The sequence below is a fragment of the Leptolyngbya subtilissima AS-A7 genome, assembly GCF_039962255.1.
Classification (GTDB): Bacteria; Cyanobacteriota; Cyanobacteriia; order Phormidesmidales; family Phormidesmidaceae; genus Nodosilinea.
The window spans coordinates 128,804-147,466 of the sequence record NZ_JAMPKY010000008.1; the positions used below are offsets into that span (position 1 = coordinate 128,804).

An 18,663-nucleotide genomic window follows, 5' to 3' on the forward strand; every position below is an offset into this window, starting at 1 on the left:
CTTCTTAAGCCTAAGATCGGGGTTATATCCCTGCTGTAGGTGCCGTGTCCTTGTTTGCTGATCTCGTCTGCCCTGTTGTCTGAGGTTATTTAATGTCTAAGCGTCGCAACCCGAAAAAAGAAAAAGCTCTACGTAACCAGGCCTATGCCCGCAAATTCCGCAAAAAGCGGACGGGTAATCAGCGCTTCTTCCGCCGCAACAACACTGGCGCAACGGATGATGACAACAGCGAAGACAAAGAGAATAGCGAATATTCCAACAACAACGCTTAGGCCAACGCTATTTTAGGGTTGTGGCGATGAGTTCAGCAGCGCGGTAGCCTGAGGCGATCGCGCCCTCAACATTTCCCCCACTGCACCAGTCGCCGCAACCCACTAGAGTCGGCACCGCTGGGGAATGCAGCACAGGAGAGCCTAGAGGCTGTCGCACAAAGCCGTAGCGCCAGCGATGAACCTGCATCCAAGTTGGGGAGCCGAGCCAAGATGCTAAGCTCCCTGCAGCAGCAGCGAGTAGTTCCTGACCAACAGCCTCTAGATCGCTGCGATCGATATTGTTGGCCGCGAAGACTGTGCTGCTGTGCACCACCGCCACCGGCTCTTGAGAGTCGGTGCGCTTGCTACTGTCTAAGGCAGCCCAGCGCAAGATTGGGTGGCTGTTGCCACCCACCATCCAACCGCCCCGAGAGGTTTGACTCGGAAGGCTGGCAGATTCATCAGAGCTGTACCCAGCCATTGCGGTAATAACGGCGTCAAACTCTACGTTCTGAAGCTGGTGCATGAGCTTGGATAGGCCTTCGTTTTGAGGCGCAGCCCTATCTATTAGAGCGGCGGCTTGCGGAGCAGGAATGGCTACAACCACAGCCTTTGCCTCTATCGAGCTAGGTTGTTCCTGGCGATCGCTGCTCAAGGTCTCTCCTTCAATTCGCCAGCCCTCAGGTAGCGGAGTTAGCGCTGTAGCGCGCCAGTGGTGGTGAATAGTCAGGCTTGAAGCCAGAGCCTTAGCAACAGCACTCATGCCCTGGGGCGCTGTGTAGAGTGTCCCCGGCAACCCTGCCGTTAAAGAACCATCGGCCTCTAGAGTAAATGCTTCTGGCTCCCAAGTCTGTAGTACACCAGCCTCCAGCAACGCAGGCACAAAACTGAGTGTGGAGTCAGAAAAAGGCTGTAGATACCGACAACCGTGATCTATAGCAGTAAAACCACGGCGGCGAGTGGCTAAGCGCCCCCCAAGCCCGCGAGACTTATCGATCACTATCACCTGGTGGCCAACTTGCTGGAGCTGACGGGCCGCCGTCAGCCCACTAAGACCAGCTCCGATGACCACGACATCTTCCATACCCGTTTCTTCCAAATTTTGGTGTGTAGCCGTTGCTCAACATCCTATCTTGGGGAAATGTGTAAAAATGTAAGACAGTCTTTAAATATGGTGATGCCCAGTGGATGAGCTGCGGTCTGCCCTGGAGCTAGCAACAGACGAAGAACTCGAGGCCTTAACAGAAATGCTGTTTCGGCCGCGCTTCAACCCATTAGATTATCTGCAAAAAGCTGACCCACTGACGGTCAAGAGCGGCACGCGGCAGCAGTGGCTCGATCAATTAGAGCAGCGCTTTCGGTTTTTGGCAGCGGATGGGCTGACGGTAATCAATGGCCAGAGCCAGCGGGTCAGCTATCGTCAAGCGCTGATTCAGATTTGCCATTACCTCAAGGTGCCTTACCTAGCCGCTTGGTCTACCGATGATCTAGAGGCAGAGGTGTTTTTACACCTGCTTCGCAGCAATCTCAAGAAGCTGCCAAAAGCAGAGCGCGATCGCCTTCAGCAGTCGGTGCAAAAGTCTCTACAGGGGTCAGCCCAGTTTCAATCCTTGCCCCTGGCCTTGCAGGCTAACCCTTTAAGTCTATTGGCCAAGGGCAGCAGTGCTGTAGCAATTAGCACAGTCCTACAGCCTTGGCTGCTTCAGCATATTGCTCAGCAGATGGCCTTCCACATGGCCCGCTACGAAATAACCCGGCAGGCAGTGATCAAAGGGGGTGGCACAATGTTGACCCAAGTACACCGGCAGTTTGCTCTACGCATGGCCTCCCGGGGGGTGGCCACTAGTGCCGCTCGTTACGGAGCTACTCGAGCCGTATTTTCGGTGCTAGGGCCGGCGCTGTGGGGCTGGTTTTTAGCCGATTTGGGCTGGCGCGCGATCGCAACCAACTACGGTCGGGTGATTCCTGTCGTATTCACCCTGGCTCAAATTCGCTTAACCCGCTCCTTTGACGATTGGGACTTAGCTCCGGGATAGGAGCCAACAGCCTATATCCCTTGCTAATTGCCCTACCAGTGGGACGCCATGCCTGACGTAAACCCAAGACCCAAAACCCACTACGACCAACTAGGGGTCAAGCCTACTGCTAGCCCTCAACAGATACGGCGTGCCTTTCGCGACCTCAGCAAGCTCTACCACCCCGACACCACTAATTTGCCCGCCACCGAAGCAACTGAAAAGTTTCAGCAACTCAATGAAGCCTACGCCATTCTCAGTAGCCCCGATCGGCGCTGGACCTACGATCAAAAAGTAGGCTACTCTCGCATATCAGTCATGCAGCCTCTGGAGCCACTAAGTCGTCCAGCCTCCTTTCAGCGACGAGAGCCTGCCAATATGTATCTCGACCCCACTGATCGCCCCCTATCAGCTGGAGAAATTTTTGCCCTCTTTATTTTAGGGCTCACGTTTGTGGCTTGCCTGGCCTTGGTGGTGACCGTGAGTTTGACCCGAGGAGATTACGCTGCCAACCTAGAGATATTGCCCACAGAGGCTAGCCCTGACATTGAAGTGACTTTAGACCAACAGCCAGAGGCAGAACCTCCGGTAGGGGATACCTCCCTGAGGGCTCCTTCTTTGCCAAAGGCGCGACATAGTCCAAAATCCCTAACATCTGCACCACCGACCTGGCTTTAGATACGGTATTTCTGTCTACTCTTTGTTTCTATAACTCATAGCCATGGCACTTCCCTCCGCAACCACACCTCTTTATAACTACCCGCTGCCCGACATCGAAGCTTGGCTACAACAACAGGGCTGTACCCAAGACGACGCTCTCCACTGTTGGCACGTGATTCGTCCCCGATGGGAAGCTGAAATTTTGCTTGAGACCGACTGTATTGTGGTGCGCTATATCAGCGCCGGGTCAGACAATAAAGACATTCAGCGAGTGTTTAAATACTCTCTCAGTCGCCAAGATTTAGAAGAAGCCATTTTTTCTGGCCCTTAAGTCTAAAACCGGCTTTTTAGCGTAGTTGTATTAAGTCAATACTTTCGACCTATAGGGCCTAGTCAAGGTCGATTCTGAGAGGTTGTTTGAAAAGAGTTCTATCATAGCATAAGACACCTTCAACGTCCTACCTCTTCTAAACAGAGGGCCTGAACCAGTTCAATGCTCTTTTTGAATTTCCTTTAAAGAATTCAAAAAGAGCATTGAACTTTGCTACCAAAGCTACGAGCTTTCAAGCAGTCTCTTACAGTCTTTCGCCGTAGAGACTAAGCAAAGATATTTTTGAAACTTCCTAACCCCGATTGGGCAGCAGCTACAAGCCCAATCAGGTTAACTCTGGCGCAATTTATTAGATCGTAAGTACTGGCAGAAAACATTAAGAAAGGGTCATTCTCTGCATCACCCTTCATTAGTTAATTCTTAGTCATAGGGCTGTGCTGAGAGAAGCGCATCGTTCTTGATACTTAGGGCAAAAATTGTCCTGAGTATTTTTGCTATATTTCCAAATCAAGTTTATAAAGACATTCTATTTATGCCCGTTGGCAAGCAGCCATTTCCAAAAAACTCTATGTCGATGTAGGTATTTTCACAAAAAACCTACGTTTACCAGGATGTTGTTCGCAAGCGCTTTATAAAGTCGAGGCGAAACTATGGTTAAATCTAGGTTAACCGAGAGCGAAGAGAAGTTCATGTTTAGGTTATGAAAAGCGGCTTAAGGAGCACTTTGGTTTATGGAACTGCTTCTCGTAGTTCGTTTGCATACTCTAACCTGCTCTTCTTCACTGTGCGATCAGTGATTTTTTAGCTGCTACCTAAACCTGCTTCAACACGCATATGCGCCTTCCAGAAGGCGGTGTTTCCTGAAAAAGCGTTCGTGTATTTACCATTTAGAACACCTGTCTAAAAATACCTTTTACACTTTTTGAGGAGGCGTTATGACGACTTTGAATGAAACCCAGGCTAAAGTTCGACAACAGGGCGAACAACCTAGATACGACATTTGGCTAAACTGTTTCATTACGCTATTAGCGACCAACCTACTTAGCATTTATATTGCTACCAATGGTACCTCTGACTTAGGCTTCGTGTTTCAAGAAGACGGTGTGCTCGAGAGTCTAAGCGCTGTATTCTATTTTTCTGCCGCGGGCATTTTTGCCTTTGGCTTTAAAAATAAATCCGCTCCTCTAAGGTTTTGGTGTTTATTTTTCGCAGTTTTAATGTTTATGGTAGGTGGTGAAGAAATTAGCTGGGGACAGCGCATCTTCGGTATTGCTACACCAGCATCTTTAGACTCTGTCAATGTTCAGAATGAATTCAACATTCATAATATTGATGGAATCCATCAGCATGTTCGTATGGCTGGAGTTGCCTTTGTAGGCGTTTTCTGTTTTCTTATTCCTATCTCTAACCGATTCAGTCAGCAGATGAGGCAGTTTTATACCCAGTGGGGTGTACCTCTATTTCCCTTAAACACAGCTTGGCTAGTCGTGCTATCTACGCTGTTTATGGTTATTCCACGAGCTATTAACCTGCCAGCTCTCTTTGTTCCAGATGAAATTGGGGAGTTCCTGCTTTCCTTTGCCTGGATTCCTTTTGCCCTTAATAATTCCTTAGAAAGCCGCTTTGGCAAGCTCGAGCACTACCACTAGATTCTATTCTTTCAATTACGAGCCCAAAAGCCGCCACGGTCTCAGACTGTGGCGGTTCTTCAAGCTACCTATAGCTGTTATGGGCCATCCAAGTCCTGCTACAGCCATTGCTAAAACGGTTAAGACATTCAACCAGCCCCGAAGCGATGACTATAGATGACTATATGCCAGTTCGCTATCTCAATTCCTGCCATTAAGGGTTACTTATGTTCGAAGTGAACTGCTTAACGCTATAGTTTTAGCCCTCAATCAGGTTAGGGAGTGTAGCCACAACCGAAGACTCTTCGCCACGACTACAAGTCTCGCATTCACTTCAAAAGTGTGTCTCTCCTTAGAGGGCATCTGTGTGGCAAGCTTAGAAGAATTTTGGCTAGTCAGTCAAAGCAGTATGTGAAGCGGCTAGCTGCTTCACATACTGCTTTACCAAAAATGCGGATGAAAGGACTTGAACCTTCACGTCCGAAGACACTAGAACCTAAATCTAGCGCGTCTACCAATTCCGCCACATCCGCGTTCGGTGATTTAGCATAGCAAACAACGGCGGACTGTGGGAACCTTTTGACCCGTTCTTTTTAAATTAAATTCCTTGGTTCAGGTGGAAATGTACGAGTTGAGCTGATTCACTAATTCTGGGGGAAGATTGCTGGGACGGTAGCCAGCACCTAGTGCTTGCCAGCGCTGGAACACGCTGGGGCGGAGAACTGCCTCTGAGGAATGCTACGGGGCTGGAGGCCTGTCAGTCGAAACAGCCAAGAAATGGGTTCTAAAGGTACTGGAGCGGTTGGGTCAGGGCGAATGTTGGGCGTCTGAAATGAGTTTGGAGACGTTGAAGCAGGCTGTAGTAGACTCAGGTCGAACTTTAGACCTAGGCCAAGGGTGGTTTGTATGGTGTCAATCATCCACAGCAAAGCACCATCTGCGAGGGGCAAGGACCCCAACTCACCGCCGCCAACGGCCCTATGGTCGCCTGGGAACCAAACTTGTTGAAGGGTTTGACCCGCATCAATGTTCTTCTGACTTTGCTGCATGGGGGTAAAGTCAAAAACTTTGCGCATTTCATCGATAGCAACGGTATGGAAAGCATGATCGATGATGTTGCTGAGCTGGTAGTCGTAGAATTCATACTTTTTGTTGAGCAGTTGGCTAAGCAGCGGAATAGTGCGAGGCACTCCAAGGGCGCCTACTGTCTCCCAGCAGCCCAGTACAGTGACTCTGGCGGGGCGCACGCTGGTGCTAAGAGACTGCATGGCCCTCTTTTTGCGCTCTAGCTCGCGAAGGTTAAAGTCGTCTTTGCTGGTCCGGCGTTCGTCATTGTAGTGGCCTTGATTGCGGTAGATGTCGTAGACAGCTGGTACCTTTAGCACTTCGGCGTTGGGCAACAAACCGCCAGCAATGCGCATTAGCCCAGCTAAGCTGCGCACAGTATAGGCTCCACGGCTAAGCCAAACAGGTAGATTTCGTCGCCATCATCGTAGTTGAGGCAGAGAAAGCGATAGGCTGCCTTGATGTTTTCGTCAATGCTCCAACCAAAGGCTCTGCCAGCGAGGCGATTGAGCAGCTCACCACCAGAACCAATGCCGGGGCTGTATTCCACTAGCTGAGGCTGTTGCAGATTTTTATCGTTAGTTTGAATAGTTTGGACTAGCTTGACCACGTTGGTAGGAAATTTTTGGCTAGCTTTTTGCCAGGTGCCATCGCAGCAGACTACAAAACGTTTCATGGCAGGTTCCTCTGGAGCGGGTTGAGGGCAATCCATGCTTCGATGGCTTGCGACTTAGGGTGCATCGCTATTGAAGGTTCTGTTGAGCGCTGGTAACGGTAGCTCTAGTCTGATGCGAGCCACACCCCTTGAAGGAGCGGCGGTGCTGGGGCGTTGGTCCTAGCGTTTGCAGAGCTAGACGATGAGCCGCGCTGCCGTAACCTTTGTTGCGCGCCAGGTGATAACCGGGGTAGCGACGATCGAGGCGCACAATGAGGCGATCGCGCCATACCTTAGCTAAGATGCTGGCGGCGGCAATCTCAATGTGGATGCGATCGCCTTGCACCACCGTTCGCTGAGGCAGGTGCAAGTGAGGAATGAGCTGGTTGCCATCCACTAGGCAAAGGTCTGGCAGAGTAGACAGGCGGCGCAACGCCCGGCTCATCGCCAAAAGACTGGCGTAGAGAATATTAAGTCGCTCAATGTCGTGGACGGTGGCTAAGCCCAGGGCATAGTCCGTAGCCAGCCGTTGAATGGGCTCTACCAAGCTTTCGCGGCGGGCTTCGCTCAGGCACTTGCTATCGGTCACCCCCAGCGACTGAAGTTGCGCGCAGGCTTGGGGCGACAGCACAACCGCCGCCGCTACCACGGGCCCAAATAGACACCCTCGCCCCACCTCATCAACCCCAGCGATCTCAGCTACCGGGTGATACTCCCAAGCCTCAGGGGTCAGTAACCTACTCGTCGCCACCATCGCCAGCCGAGGAGGAACGACGGCGGCGGCGACGGCGCACGCTGCTAGACGATTCTTCTGGCTCGGCTTCGGGGGTAACCTCTATGGAGTTCAGTTCGGCAATGGGAGCAGGTTCAGCAACGGGGGTGGGTTCGATCGTCGGCTCTGAAATTGGGGCGATCGCTTCAGGAGACATGACATCTGCCTCCTGGGCTTGAGCACGGGCCGAGCGCGTGCGCACCACGCGGCTAGGAGACGGCTTTGGCAATGCAGGCTCTGGTTCTGTCATATCTACCAGCGGCATCTCAACGGGCTCCTCAGCCGGAACTTCCATTGGGGTCAGTGACACAATCTCTGGTGGGGCCTGCCCAGGCAACACCACTGACACTACTACGTTGCGGGGGTCAGCCACCTCTTGGGTCGACAGAACCATGGGTGAAATGCCCATCATGGCGTAGATACGCTGCTCGTCGGCGGTCATTTCCACAGTTACCACCTGGGGAGGCACAACGGACTTCCGATTCCGAGACGGCTCGTTCTGCGAATCAATGCGTCCCCCAGTTCGTCCGCGCCCTCGGGGCGCAACCTTTTCGTCTTCAGCTTTGGGGGTTACCAGCGGTGGCAATGTCTCAACCGGCTCTTTAAAGTCAACCGGGGCCGGCCCGTTGTCTTTCACCACAGGTGCTTCCTTGCCGTTGCTTCGGGTCGGCAGAGGGTCGCGGCGGCGACGGCGGCGATTGTTGCCGCGGCCCGCTTTATCTTGATAGCTAGGGTGGTTGCCCAAATCCAGCTCTTGCAGGTCAGGACGACTATCAAAATCGCCTGCATCACCAAGGGGAAGTGGTGGCGCCACCTGAGGAGCCGGACTTCCCCCAGAGACCAAAGCACGAGGGGCAACTTCATTGCCATTGTCTATAAGCACCTCACCGGGCAGATGCACCAGATGGCCCAAACCGCCACAGGTTGGACAAGGTCGCCCAAACAGCTCGTAAATGTTTTGACCCTGGCGCTTACGGGTCAGCTCTACTAGGCCTAGCTCAGACAGCTGAGAGATCTGGGGACGAGCTTTGTCAGAACGTAGGGCTTTGGTGAAATGCTCAAGGACTTGCAGCTTGTCACGCCGCGTGTCCATATCAATGAAGTCAACGACAATCACCCCGGCGATGTTGCGCAGGCGTAGCTGCCGGGCAATTTCAGCAGCGGCTTCGCAGTTGGTCCACAGGACGGTTTCGCGAGCCGTGGCAGAACGCGTAAAAGAGCCAGAGTTGACGTCAATCACCGTCAGCGCCTCGGTGCGCTCAATGATGATATAGCCACCAGAGGGCAGGTCTACCCTTGGCTTCAAGGCCTCGCGAATTGCCGCGTTAACTCGAAAATACTCCAGAATGGGAATGCGCTCGCGGTGGTGGTCGATCAGCACTCCGGCAGGCACTTGGCCATCGCTCCAGTTAGCCAGGTGTTGTTTCACCCGCTTCATGCCGGTGCTGGAGTCGGTGACAATGCGGTTGACTTCTGCGTTGTAGGCGTCGCGCAGCACCCGTTGAATAAAGTCGTCATCGCGATTGAGCAGAGCCGGGGGTCGAGTGCTTAGGGCCTGCTGCTGAATGCTTTCCCACTGCTTTTGCAGGGTTTCTAAGTCTTCAATGATGGCATTTTCGCTAATGCCCTCGGCTTCGGTACGCACCAGCAGCCCCATGCCCGCTGGCTTGATTAAAATGGCTAAAGCCCGCAGGCGGTTGCGCTCGCTCTCGCTGCGAATGCGCCGTGATAGGTTGACCCCGCGCCCTGAGGGCATCAGGACTAGATATCGCCCCGGCAAGCTGATGTTGCCAGTCAGACGAGGCCCTTTGTTGCCCGTAGGCTCTTTCATGATCTGCACCAGCACTTTTTGCTGGGGCACGACTAATTCGGTGATAGAGCCAGCGCTGCGCTTCAGCTTCAGAGGACCCAAGTCCGTGACGTGCATAAAGCCGTTGCGCTCGCTGTCGCCAATATTGACGAAGGCGGCATCGATGCCAGGCAGCACGTTTTCTACGGTGCCCAAATAAATGTCGCTAACCTGGTGGCTACCGGTGGCCACAATTAGCTCTTGAATCTGATCTTCAGAAAAAACCGCAGCGATCCGGTTTTGCTCAGCAATAACAATCTGCTTCGGCATTCAAATTCCTCATACGACGCTCACCAGGGCGAATAAAGTCTGCTTTTCCCGCCCTAAGTGGGTGATTTGGCCATTCACAAGCCACGTCAACACCGCTACTGAGCGATCGGAAAACTCGTTTGCAAAGGTTTCGCAATAGAACTCACTGCAATACCGCAATGAATCCTGCTTCCTAAGGGCATGCACAGATCACCTAACTCGCTGGGCGACTCTGAGAATTCTTGTTCGTACTGGATCTCGTTTGCGCTAGATCTGCTTGGGATAAACCGCACAAGCTGAACAAAAACTCTGACAGAAGCACTTAGCGCTAAGGATGTGTAGCTGCTTAAGACACTTGCTATGCACCTTTGCTCAGGTACATCAGCTCCTGCTGAGTGCATTATAGCGCCAAGCAGCGGCAGCAACACAATATTGCCTATTTTTCTACCACAGGTAGAGCAAATTTGCACCTGTGATATTGAGCTAAGTGGCTTGCAACATTGCACTGAGAACCCACAATAAAAAGGGCGGGGCGATCGCAGCCCTAACTGTGCCTGCGATCGCCCCGCCCTCTAGTTCTTCAGTTCTTCAAATTGATTAGGAAGCGGAAGCCGCCGTAGTCCGAGTCCGGGTGCGGCGCTCGGTGACCACGCCTTGGAGCTCGGGTTGGGGCTCGGGCTCAATCTTCGGCGGTGATTTTTTCTGGGTCTTAGGCTCAACCTTAGGTTTGGGGTCAGCTGGAGCCTGGGACTGAGGCTGTGCCACAGTCGCCACACCAGACCCCTGGATTAGCAGGATCAACATGGGGTCGCGCTTGTCAAACTCGCGTCGGACCAAGCGGCGCAGATCTTGGTCAAGGGCTGCTTTAAGCGCATCCAGGTCAAGGGCAGATTTACCGTTGCCGTTAGACACTACCAGCTCTGCGCCACGACTTGAGAGCACCTGAGTGATCACCTGCTTCACCTGGGCCTGGAAGCGTTCTTGGGAGATCGACTGAGCCACTCCACGAATTTGCACGGTGGGGTCGGCTACTAGTTTGCCGTTGCTGCCCACAGTGGCCGCAATAGTGACCAGGCCATCTTCAGCTAGCTGCTGCCGCTCCTTAAGCACATCACGGCCCACCACTCCAACGCGGGAGGCATCGACCAGCTCAATGCCCGAGGGCACTTGACCAGCAATGCGAATGCCAGCGGGATTGACTTCGACAATGTCGCCGTTGTTGATGATCACCATATTTTCGGCGGGTACACCCATGCTTTGGGCGGTTTCAGAGTGCTTCACCAGCATGCGGTGCTCACCGTGAACGGGCAGAAAATACTTAGGCCGGGTGAGGGCCAGCATCAACTTTTGGTCTTCCTGGGCACCGTGGCCAGAGACGTGGATGCCTTTATCTTTGCCGTAGACCACGGTGGCCCCGCGCATCATCAGCTTGTCGATGGTGTTGACAACCGAAATGGTGTTGCCAGGGATGGGGTTGGCGGAGAACACTACGGTATCGCCCTGCTTGATCTTGATCTGCCGGTGGGAGTCTTCGGCGATGCGGGTCAGGGCCGCTAGTGGTTCGCCTTGGGAGCCAGTTGTGAGAATCAGCACGTTCTCATCAGCGGTGTGGCCCAGGGATTTGAGAGGTAAAAACAGGCTTTCTGGGCACTTGATGTAGCCCAGATCGCGGGCATGGGCAATCACGTTGAGCATCGAGCGGCCCACCACAAACACCTTACGGTTGTGCTTTTGGGCTAGCTCCAAAATCATGTTGACGCGGTGGACTGACGATGAGAAAGTCGTCACCATCAGTCGTCCTTTGGCCTTGCCAAACTCACGGTCAAGGTTGGGGAAGACCGATCGCTCCGAGGGGGTGTGCCCCGGCACCTCAGAGTTGGTGGAGTCACTCACCAGGCACAGTACGCCCTTTTCACCAGCCTCCGCCAACTTCTGAATATCGAAGGTTTCGCCATCGACGGGGGTGTGGTCAAACTTAAAGTCGCCCGTGTGAATGACAATGCCCACAGGAGTGTGGATGATTACCGAGCAGCTGTCGGCGATGGAGTGGGTGTTGCGGATGTATTCCACTAGAAAAGAGTTGCCCACTCGCACGGTTTCGCGGGGGCGCACGGGACGTAGCTCGGTGCGATCGCTCATCCCAGCCTCTTCCAGCTTGCCCTCTAAAAGGGCCATCGCTAAACGAGGACCGTAGATTACCGGAATGTCAAATTGCTTGAGGTGAAAGGCAATGCCGCCAATGTGGTCTTCGTGACCGTGGGTGACAATCATGCCCTTGATCTTGTGGCGATTTTCCCGCAGATAGGTGACATCGGGCAGCACAATATTGACCCCATGCATACCGTCGGTGGGGAAGGCTAGCCCTGCGTCGAGCAGCATAATTTCGTCATTAATCTCGAAAACGCAAGTGTTCTTGCCGATCTCGTGCAGTCCCCCCAGTGGGATAATTTTCAGGGCAGTATTGGCAGATTTTGAAGTCATAAACAATCTCGTCAGTAAATAATTGAGATGAAAAATTGAACAGTTAAACAAAGAATTGCTGGCAACTACGGCCCAACCGCATCGGCGTTTTTGAGCCGTGCCATACCCCAACGGGTGCGGCCGTTTGCTTGCCAAGATCCAGCACGATCAGAGTGCTAGCTGTTGAGAGTAGCCACTATAAAAGGAAGTTGAGGCCCAGTTCGATGTCGCAACATCGACAGGTAGAGCAGCTAGGGCCATGGACAGTACAGATAGAGCCATAAATACGGTTCACACAGAACGAAAGGATAAACGGACTATTCAGTTGTTAGAAAGCTAGAGAAGTAAGCAGCTCTTGCCAGAGAGGCGAGCCGGAACCAGTTTGGAAGTAAACGAAGCGATGATCCGACCACTCACGGCCTAACGGCACTGCTAACCTATGCTTTGGTGGCTAGAGTACCCTGGGCAGAGAGTTGCTGGAGCACCTCTGCGATCGCAACACCCACAGACTCATCATCGGGCATACACAGGGGCGATCGCACTGCCCCTACCGGCCATCCCTGCTGTGCTAGAGCTACTTTTAAGGGCACTGGGTTTGTGGTGACAAACAAGACCTTGAACAAAGGCAACAGCTGCAAATGTATTTTGGTGGCCAACCGGGTCTCTCCGGCTTCGTAGGCCTGCACCATAGCTTGAATCTGAGGGCCAACTAGGTGACTGGCTACGCTCACAACCCCGCAGCCACCGACCGAGAGCATCGGCAGAGTCAATGAGTCGTCCCCAGAGTAGATGCCGAACTCGGCGGGGGTAGAGTAACGAATTTGACTGGCCTGGTCTAAACTTCCACTAGCCTCCTTGATAGCTACTATATTCGATATTTCTGACAGGCGGGCAGTGGTTTCAATTGCCAACGCACAACCCGTACGTCCCGGAATGTTGTACAGCATGATGGGCAGCTCGGGCACCGCTGCCGAAATCTGGCTAAAGTGCTGATAAAGCCCCTGTTGGGATGGCTTGTTGTAGTAGGGCACCACCTGTAGGGACCCATCTAGTCCCAGCTCACAGGCATGGCGAGTAGCCTCAATGGCCTCAGAGGTTGAGTTAGACCCAGTACCTGCGATCACCTTAGCACGGCCAGCCACCGCTTCGCGAACCGTCTTGTATAGCTGATACTCTTCTTGCCAGCTCAGAGTGGGCGACTCGCCTGTAGTGCCACACACTACGAGCCCGTCGCTGCCATTGTTTACCAAGTAGTCGGCTAGGCGCTCAGCCACGGCATAGTCAACGGAGCCTTCTTCAGAGAATGGCGTCACCATTGCCGTTAGCACTCTGCCAAAATACGTCACCCGAAATGCCTTGTGTCCTACGAAGTTTAATGACCCTGAGATTATACCAAGTTCGCCCCTAGCGGGTCGGTCCTGGGAAAGATTCTAGGATGGGAAGCCCAATGGGGTAGGCACACCATATCGATAATTCGAGCGGCGATCGCAACCTGGGAAACTGGTTTAACCCAAAGCGTCTATAAGATGTCACCACCACCCATCCTGTAGCTGCCTACTAACTGCTAAGCATGACCGAGAAAGCGATCGGTGTCCATCTTAGGTAACCTAACCCTTAAAAATCACCTAAAGCTCTTTGGCTCGGCTCAATGCCAGTCTTAATGGCTAGCCCCAACGGCTTGGGGAACTTGCAGCAGTTCAGCAATCTGCACCGCGTTTAGGGCTGCCCCCTTGCGAATTTGATCGCCGCTGAGCCAAAGTTCCAAGGCATTGGCGTTCGAAATATCCTGACGGATGCGGCCCACTAGCACGTTGTCTTGGCCACTGGCTTCCACAGGCATAGGAAAGTAGTTCCGCGCCCAATCCTCAACTACCTTGACTCCAGGAGCCTTAGCCAGTAACGCCTTAGCTTCCTGAGGAGAGAACGGTGCCGCAAACTCAATATTAACCGCTTCGGAGTGAGCCCGCAGTACGGGAACCCTCACACAGGTAGCCGAAATTCTCAGGCTGTCGGCCCCAAAAATCTTGCGGGTTTCATTCACCATCTTCATTTCTTCTTGACAGTAGCCCTGCTCGTTGAGGGGCGAGTTGTGGGGAAACAGGTTAAACGCCAAGGGATAGGGAAACGCCTCAGCCATCGGCTCTTCTCCGGCCAAAATGGCGCGAGCCTGCTGCTTCACCTCTTCCATCGCCCGCGCTCCGGCCCCGCTGGCCGACTGATAGGTCGCCACAACTAAGCGCTGTACAGGATTCACCTGGTGCAGCGGCCACACCGCTAGGGCCATAAGAATCGTGGTGCAGTTGGGGTTGGCAATAATGCCTTGATGGGTACGGGCCGCATCAGGATTCACCTCAGGCACTACCAGGGGCACAGAGGGATCCATTCGGTAGGCGCTAGAGTTGTCGATGCATACCGCACCCGCCGCCACAGCCTTGGGCAACCATTCCTCAGACACGGAGCCGCCCGCCGACGCCAGCACCAGGTCAATGCCGTCAAAAGAACCGTCGCCCAGCACCTGAACAGGAATCTCTTCGCCCTTGAAAGTCAAGGTGGTGCCCGCCGACCGGGGAGACGCCAGCAGAGTTAAATCTTTTAGAGGGAATGATCGCTCATCGAGCAGCGATAGCAACTCTGCCCCTACTGCCCCAGTGGCCCCCATGATTGCAACTCTTAGCCCGTTCGACACAGCGCCACCTCCACCTACTCATAACAACGCATTGCATCAGCCGATACTAACATTTCGCCTTGGGCTAACAAACAGCTCCACCGCTGGCCAGACAGGACTCCTTAATATAGGGAAACAACAAAACCTGCTAACTGCGTCGTTGATGGGCTAACGCCCTCAAGAGCAAGGCCTAAAGGCTCAAAATTGTGGACTAAAGCCAAGGAATGACTGCCACGCTGTGACGATAGAGTATGCTTATTAATTGCGCCAAAAGTTCCTTACTGGTTTGGAGCGCGCGCAGCCGCCGTCTAGTTAGCCAAAAGACCCCATGAAAGTTACTCAGGAAGTACTGCCCGACAGCCAGGTAGGACTAGAGATCGAGATTCCCGCTGATCTGTCCCAAAAGACCTACGATCAGGTGCTAAATAAGATGATGCGGACGGTCAATGTGCCGGGTTTTCGCAAGGGCAAGGTGCCTAAGCAGGTCTTTTTGCAACGGGTTGGGTTGACCCAGTTTAAGGCAGCGGTCATCGAAGAGCTGGTGCAGAATGCGGTCGATAAGGCCATCAAGCAAGAAGAAATTGATGCGATCGGCAACTACCAGCTGAAAAGTGGCTTTGAAGAGCTGATCAGCCAGTACGAACCCGGTCAGCCCATCACCATTCAAGCCTCCGTAGACGTTCCCCCCCGAGTCACCCTAAAAACCTACAAAGGGTTGTCCGTACAGGCGGAAGAAGTTCTCCCTGACCCCGAGCGAGTCGACAGCACCTTAGCCCAGTACCAGAGCAATCTAGCTACTCTAGTGCCCATCGAAGATCGCCCCGCTCAAGCTGGCGATGTAGCGGTGATTGACTTTGTTGGCAAAGTCCAAACCGACAGCGGTGAGTTTGAGGAGTTTCAGGGCGGCTCAGGCACCGACTTCCAGGTAGAGCTAGAGGAAGGGCGGTTTATCCCTGGTTTTGTGGAGGGCATCGTCGGCATGGCCCTAGAAGAGGCCAAAGATGTCGGGATTCCCTTCCCCGACGACTACTCTCAGGCCGAACTAGCAGGCAAGCCAGCAGTATTCTCTATCACCCTGAAGGAAATTAAAGAGAAAGAGCTGCCCGAACTCGACGATGACTTTGCTCAAGAAATTAGCGAATTCGAGACCATCGAAGCCCTACGCACTTCGCTAATCGAGCGGTACCAGGAAGAGGCCGATGAAAAGACTAAGGCCAATAAAGATGCGGCCTTGGTCAAGGCTCTAGTGGAGCACCTGGAGGCCGAAATTCCTAACACCTTGGTGCAGAAAGAGGTGGACTTCCTGCTCACCCAAACCATCATGCAGCTCAGCCGCCAGGGCATTGACGTCAACAAAATGCTGTCCCGGGAGCTGGTTGACGGCATGCGCCAGCGCACTCGTCCTGAGGCGATCGATCGCCTACGCCGCACTCTAGCTTTAGGGGAAGTGGCAAAGCAAGAGGGCATTAAGATCGAAGAAGAGGCTTTGCAAGAAAAGATTAAGGAGGCCATGGCCGAGGTAGAAGACCCCAGCCAGATCGACCCCGATCGCCTCAAACAGGTGTTGACTGAGGAACTGCTCCAGGAAAAAATTCTGGCTTGGCTAGAGGAAGCCAACACCGTTGAGCTGGTGCCCGAAGGCACTCTGCAAGAAGCGGCCGTTGACCAAGCCGATGCTCTTGAAGCCACCGTGGTCGAGACCGACGATTCTGAGAGCGATGCCATTGAGGTCGAGGCGACCGCGGTAGCGGACGATGCCGGGGAGACTACCGAAGCTGATGATGAGGGTGAGCCCGAGGCCGGCAAGACCAAAAAAGCAGCTAAAGACGCTTGATCCGGTTATAGATTTCGGTAAACCGTCGGTTAGCCCGCCCCGTGAACCTAATTTTTTGGGGCATAATGTCGGGTAGGCTAACCGGTGGCTTGTTAGTTTACCCGCCTGGTTTAGCTGGTTGTGACCTTGGCGCTCCGCTAGTAACACAATATTCTTAAGCCCTTGAAATCTCGCGCAAACCCACTATGATTGCATCGAACCCATTGAGTAGCCCTATCTTGAGCTTGAGCCAGTCTGCCCTTAGCGCTAACCAGGTTCGCAGCATGCTGCCCGTTGTTGTAGAGCAATCGGGGCGGGGGGAACGGGCGTTTGACATCTACTCTCGCCTGCTGCGGGAGCGCATCGTGTTCTTGGGCACTCCGGTGATGGATGAGGTAGCCGACTCCATCGTTGCCCAGCTTCTTTACCTGGATGCTGAAGACCCTGAGAAGGATGTACAGCTTTACATCAACTCTCCAGGCGGTTCTGTGACAGCGGGTATGGCGATCTATGACACCATGCAGCAAATTCGCCCCGATGTGGTGACGATTTGCTTTGGGCTAGCGGCCAGTATGGGAGCGTTTCTGCTCTGTGCCGGCGCTAAAGGCAAGCGCCTCTCCCTGCCAAGCTCGCGGATTATGATTCACCAGCCTCTGGGGGGTGCCCAGGGCCAGGCCGTGGATATCGAGATTCAGGCGAGAGAGATTCTCTACCACAAGAACCGGCTGAATGAGCTGATCGCTCATCACACCGGGCAGCCAATAGAGCGTATCGAGAGTGACACCGAGCGCGACTTTTACATGTCTGCCGCCGAATCAAAGGCCTACGGGCTAATTGACGATGTTGTTGAGCAGCAATATCTTCCCGCCGCCCCCACTATGACTGCACTAAATTAGGGTCATTATTTTATGTCTAAGTACGACTCCCATCTTAAGTGCTCGTTTTGCGGCAAGTCTCAGGAGCAGGTGCGCAAGTTGATTGCGGGGCCGGGGGTCTACATCTGTGACGAGTGCGTTGACCTATGCAACGAAATCTTAGACGAAGAGCTGTTTGATTCGGGCACTGCGATCGCCCAGCCTGTGCCTCGACGCGATACCCCTGCAGCCGATCGCCCGCGTACCGCTCCAGCAATCGCCCTCAACCAAATTCCCAAGCCGCGGGAAATCAAGAATTACCTCGATGATCACGTCATTGGCCAGAATGAGGCCAAAAAAGTTCTGTCGGTGGCGGTCTATAACCACTACAAGCGCCTCAGCTACCTGCAAGGCTCTGAGGGAGAAGCAGCCGACGATGTCGTTGAGTTACAGAAGTCAAACATCTTGCTGATTGGCCCCACGGGCTGCGGTAAGACGCTGCTGGCTCAGACCCTGGCTCGCATTCTCGAAGTGCCCTTTGCAGTAGCTGATGCCACTACCCTCACCGAGGCGGGCTATGTGGGCGAAGATGTGGAAAACATTCTGCTGCGGCTGCTCCAGGTAGCCGACCTGGATGTGGAAGAAGCCCAGCGCGGCATCATCTACATCGACGAGATCGACAAAATTGCCCGCAAGAGCGAGAACCCTTCTATTACCCGCGATGTGTCTGGCGAAGGCGTACAGCAGGCGTTGCTAAAGATGCTGGAGGGCACCGTAGCCAACGTGCCGCCCCAGGGGGGTCGTAAGCACCCTTACCAAGACTGCATCCAGATCGACACCAGCAACATTTTGTTTATCTGTGGCGGTGCCTTTGTCGGACTAGAAAAAATTGTTGAACAGCGGATTGGCAAAAAATCGATTGGCTTTGTGCAGCCGGGCGAAGGGCAGTTCTCCCGCGAAAAGCGTACCGCGGACGTGCTGCGCAATTTGGAGCCTGACGATCTGGTGAAGTTTGGCTTAATACCTGAGTTTATTGGCCGAATTCCGGCAACCTCGGTGCTAGAGCCATTGGACGAAGAATCGCTGATGGCGATTTTAACTGAGCCAAAGAACGCATTGGTGAAGCAGTTCCAAAAGCTGATGCTGATGGACAACGTGCAGCTTGAGTTTAAGCCAGATGCACTGCGGGCGATCGCCCGTGAGGCCTATCGTCGCAAGACTGGTGCCCGCGCCCTACGCGGCATCATCGAAGAGCTGATGCTCGACATTATGTATGAGCTGCCCTCGCGCAAAGACCTGAAGCGCTGCACGATCACCCGAGAGATGGTGGAGCAGCGGTCTACTGCGGATTTGCTGCTGCATCCCTCGTCTATGCCTAAGCCCGAGTCTGCTTAGC

14 protein-coding genes, 1 tRNA gene and 1 pseudogene are annotated in these 18,663 nt (G+C 53.6%); 8 read left to right on the forward strand and 8 right to left on the reverse strand.

Annotated features, from left to right (window positions below):
- The first annotated feature begins 92 nt into the window (after positions 1-92).
- Complete coding sequence (locus NC979_RS17565; RefSeq protein WP_190519264.1) at positions 93-272, forward strand: hypothetical protein; 180 nt, start codon at positions 93-95, stop codon at positions 270-272.
- 7 nt (positions 273-279) lie between these two features.
- Here the strand turns inward: NC979_RS17565 and NC979_RS17570 are convergent, their stop codons facing one another.
- On the reverse strand, positions 280-1,350 hold the full coding sequence (locus NC979_RS17570; RefSeq protein ID WP_255524818.1) for an NAD(P)/FAD-dependent oxidoreductase: 1,071 nt from the start codon (positions 1,348-1,350) through the stop codon (positions 280-282).
- An 85-nt stretch (positions 1,351-1,435) separates the two neighbouring features.
- On the opposite strand from NC979_RS17570, the gene NC979_RS17575 reads away from it, so the two are divergent.
- The 4 genes from NC979_RS17575 (at position 1,436) to NC979_RS17590 (ending at position 4,906) form a co-directional block, all read left to right on the forward strand.
- On the forward strand, positions 1,436-2,287 hold the full coding sequence (locus tag NC979_RS17575) for a hypothetical protein (RefSeq protein ID WP_190519269.1): 852 nt from the start codon (positions 1,436-1,438) through the stop codon (positions 2,285-2,287).
- Between the two features lie 48 nt (positions 2,288-2,335).
- Entirely contained in the window at positions 2,336-2,944 is a 609-nt protein-coding gene (locus NC979_RS17580) for a J domain-containing protein (protein WP_190519272.1), read from the forward strand.
- Positions 2,945-2,987: 43 nt separating this feature from the next.
- A complete protein-coding gene (locus NC979_RS17585) occupies positions 2,988-3,257 on the forward strand; it encodes a DUF3143 domain-containing protein (RefSeq protein ID WP_190519274.1) in 270 nt (89 codons plus the stop codon).
- A gap of 935 nt (positions 3,258-4,192) precedes the next feature.
- Positions 4,193-4,906, forward strand: coding sequence for a hypothetical protein (locus NC979_RS17590; RefSeq protein ID WP_190519276.1), 714 nt, complete (start codon positions 4,193-4,195; stop codon positions 4,904-4,906).
- Between the two features lie 430 nt (positions 4,907-5,336).
- On the opposite strand, the gene NC979_RS17595 is transcribed toward NC979_RS17590, so the two are convergent.
- From NC979_RS17595 to NC979_RS17630, 7 genes and pseudogenes are all read right to left on the reverse strand, one after another.
- Positions 5,337-5,418, reverse strand: a tRNA-Leu gene (locus NC979_RS17595).
- Positions 5,419-5,568: 150 nt separating this feature from the next.
- A pseudogene (locus NC979_RS17600) lies at positions 5,569-6,662 on the reverse strand (T6SS phospholipase effector Tle1-like catalytic domain-containing protein).
- 31 nt (positions 6,663-6,693) lie between these two features.
- Positions 6,694-7,359 (reverse strand): ribonuclease HII, encoded by a 666-nt coding sequence (locus NC979_RS17610; protein WP_190519281.1) that lies wholly within the window; start codon positions 7,357-7,359, stop codon positions 6,694-6,696.
- Positions 7,343-9,496 (reverse strand): ribonuclease E, encoded by a 2,154-nt coding sequence (gene rne, locus NC979_RS17615; protein ID WP_190519282.1) that lies wholly within the window; start codon positions 9,494-9,496, stop codon positions 7,343-7,345. Before rne ends, NC979_RS17610 begins: the two co-directional genes overlap by 17 nt.
- Positions 9,497-10,072: 576 nt before the next feature.
- Positions 10,073-11,956 carry a ribonuclease J gene (locus NC979_RS17620; protein WP_190519284.1) on the reverse strand — a complete coding sequence of 628 codons (1,884 nt, stop codon included), beginning with the start codon at positions 11,954-11,956 and terminating at the stop codon, positions 10,073-10,075.
- 416 nt (positions 11,957-12,372) lie between these two features.
- The gene (dapA, locus tag NC979_RS17625; protein ID WP_190519286.1) at positions 12,373-13,281 is read right to left on the reverse strand and encodes a 4-hydroxy-tetrahydrodipicolinate synthase; all 909 of its coding nucleotides are present in this window, start codon (positions 13,279-13,281) and stop codon (positions 12,373-12,375) included.
- 311 nt (positions 13,282-13,592) lie between these two features.
- Positions 13,593-14,621 carry an aspartate-semialdehyde dehydrogenase gene (locus tag NC979_RS17630; protein WP_190519293.1) on the reverse strand — a complete coding sequence of 343 codons (1,029 nt, stop codon included), beginning with the start codon at positions 14,619-14,621 and terminating at the stop codon, positions 13,593-13,595.
- A 307-nt stretch (positions 14,622-14,928) separates the two neighbouring features.
- Here NC979_RS17630 and tig point away from each other — a divergent pair, with 307 nt between their 5' ends.
- The 3 genes from tig (at position 14,929) to clpX (ending at position 18,662) form a co-directional block, all read left to right on the forward strand.
- A complete protein-coding gene (gene tig, locus NC979_RS17635) occupies positions 14,929-16,434 on the forward strand; it encodes a trigger factor (protein ID WP_190519295.1) in 1,506 nt (501 codons plus the stop codon).
- A 185-nt stretch (positions 16,435-16,619) separates the two neighbouring features.
- Positions 16,620-17,309, forward strand: coding sequence for an ATP-dependent Clp endopeptidase proteolytic subunit ClpP (gene clpP / locus NC979_RS17640; RefSeq protein ID WP_190519297.1), 690 nt, complete (start codon positions 16,620-16,622; stop codon positions 17,307-17,309).
- A gap of 12 nt (positions 17,310-17,321) precedes the next feature.
- On the forward strand, positions 17,322-18,662 hold the full coding sequence (clpX, locus tag NC979_RS17645; RefSeq protein ID WP_190519299.1) for an ATP-dependent protease ATP-binding subunit ClpX: 1,341 nt from the start codon (positions 17,322-17,324) through the stop codon (positions 18,660-18,662).
- Position 18,663 lies beyond the last annotated feature (1 nt).

Coding starts and splice junctions, on each gene's coding strand:
- tig (WP_190519295.1), top strand. CDS start 14,929: ATGAAAGTTACTCAGGAAGTACTGCCCGACAGCCAGGTAGGACTAGAG.
- NC979_RS17610 (WP_190519281.1), bottom strand. CDS start 7,359: ATGGTGGCGACGAGTAGGTTACTGACCCCTGAGGCTTGGGAGTATCAC.
- NC979_RS17565 (WP_190519264.1), top strand. CDS start 93: ATGTCTAAGCGTCGCAACCCGAAAAAAGAAAAAGCTCTACGTAACCAG.
- NC979_RS17580 (WP_190519272.1), top strand. CDS start 2,336: ATGCCTGACGTAAACCCAAGACCCAAAACCCACTACGACCAACTAGGG.
- rne (WP_190519282.1), bottom strand. CDS start 9,496: ATGCCGAAGCAGATTGTTATTGCTGAGCAAAACCGGATCGCTGCGGTT.
- NC979_RS17620 (WP_190519284.1), bottom strand. CDS start 11,956: ATGACTTCAAAATCTGCCAATACTGCCCTGAAAATTATCCCACTGGGG.
- clpP (WP_190519297.1), top strand. CDS start 16,620: ATGATTGCATCGAACCCATTGAGTAGCCCTATCTTGAGCTTGAGCCAG.
- clpX (WP_190519299.1), top strand. CDS start 17,322: ATGTCTAAGTACGACTCCCATCTTAAGTGCTCGTTTTGCGGCAAGTCT.
- NC979_RS17585 (WP_190519274.1), top strand. CDS start 2,988: ATGGCACTTCCCTCCGCAACCACACCTCTTTATAACTACCCGCTGCCC.
- NC979_RS17590 (WP_190519276.1), top strand. CDS start 4,193: ATGACGACTTTGAATGAAACCCAGGCTAAAGTTCGACAACAGGGCGAA.